The following is a 1493-nucleotide window of genomic DNA, read 5'->3' on the forward strand; positions in this document are numbered from 1 at the left end:
AGGCATCGGGGTTAGCTTTGAATAGAGCCATCATGGCTTGATCTAGGCTTGCACCCTGCAGCTGTGGGGCTAGTTGCGCTGCAATTTCCGATAAAGTTTGACCCGGTCGGACCAAAATCTTTTGGGCATTGCCAAGCAGTAATGTGTAGGCCTTAGTGAGGCTTCCTGCAGACCAATTTAAGGTTACTAAAACATCTAGAAATGGGTCGTCAGTCGCTGGCACAGATTCAACCGTCTCCACCAAGACCATCAGTTGATCTTGTTGATTGCGATAAATCATCGCTTGAGGATTGAAAGTGAGTAGCCTTTGAGAAATTCCCAACCGATCGAAGGCAAGCTTGTTTGCAATAGCAACATTGAGACTGGAAAGAGCAGATTGCTCATCCGCGCCTACTCGGATTGGAAACTCGACCTTGAGTGGCTCACCTGACCTAGAGAGCAGTTTTGGGGAACCAAGAGAAATAGCTCCTGCAGCACAGGACCAACTAAGCCAAATTAAGCAAAGCGTTCTTGCAAACTGAATCCGGCTAAATCTCAACATTAGCCCTCTAGCAGGATGCGGAGCATGCGACGTAATGGCTCAGCAGCGCCCCACAAGAGTTGGTCGCCCACCGTAAACGCACCCAAATATTCAGGACCCATCGCCAATTTGTGTAAACGGCCAATGGGCACTGTCAAGGTACCACTGACAGCAGCCGGCGATAAATCACGCTCTGTGGTTTCACGATCATTGGGAACTACTTTGACCCATTGATTATCACCAGCCAGAATCTCTTCAATTTCTTTTAAGGGAATATCTTTTTTGAGCTTAACGGTTAAGCCTTGAGAATGGCAACGCATAGCACCAACGCGTACACATAATCCATCAATTGGAATACTGCCAGGAGTTCTAAATGGCGGACGGCCCAAAATCTTATTAAATTCAGCGCCACCTTTCCACTCTTCCTTTGTTTGGCCATTTTCAACCGGGACATCAATCCAAGGAATTAAGCTACCGGCCAAAGGGGTATTGCGAAAGTTTTTCTTAGGAAAATCAGGGGAGCGCAAAGTTTCCGTCACTTTACGATCAATATCCAATATCCAAGATGATGGATCAGCTAATTCAGTGGCTACGCTGTCACGCAGAGCACCCATTTGTAGAAGTAACTCACGCATATTTTGTGCGCCAGCACCAGAAGCAGCTTGATAGGTCATGGCGCTAATCCACTCAACCATGTCTGCTTTCACCAAGCCGCCCATCGCCATCATCATTAAGCTTACTGTGCAGTTACTGCCAATCCAGTTCTTACCACCGGCAGCTAAAGCTTGATCAATCACTGGGCGATTGACTGGGTCCAAGATCAGGACGGCATCCTCTTTCATGCGTAAGGCGCTGGCTGCATCAATCCAATGGCCTTGCCAACCAGCAGCGCGTAATTTTGGAAAAATCTCATTGGTGTAGTCACCACCTTGGCAAGTCAGAATGATGTCGCAGCGAGATAAGGCCTTGATGT

General features: G+C 47.8%; 2 protein-coding genes. Both read right to left on the reverse strand.

Annotated elements, in window-relative coordinates:
• Window positions 1-541 (reverse strand): FimV family protein (locus B7Y67_RS17675; protein WP_367227305.1); only part of this gene is annotated, 541 nt, incomplete at its 3' end.
• On the reverse strand, window positions 541-1493 hold a 953-nt coding region (asd, locus tag B7Y67_RS17680), incomplete at its 5' end, for an aspartate-semialdehyde dehydrogenase (RefSeq protein WP_293599753.1). The genes B7Y67_RS17675 and asd, both read right to left, overlap by 1 nt.

This window comes from Polynucleobacter sp. 35-46-11, from assembly GCF_002281105.1.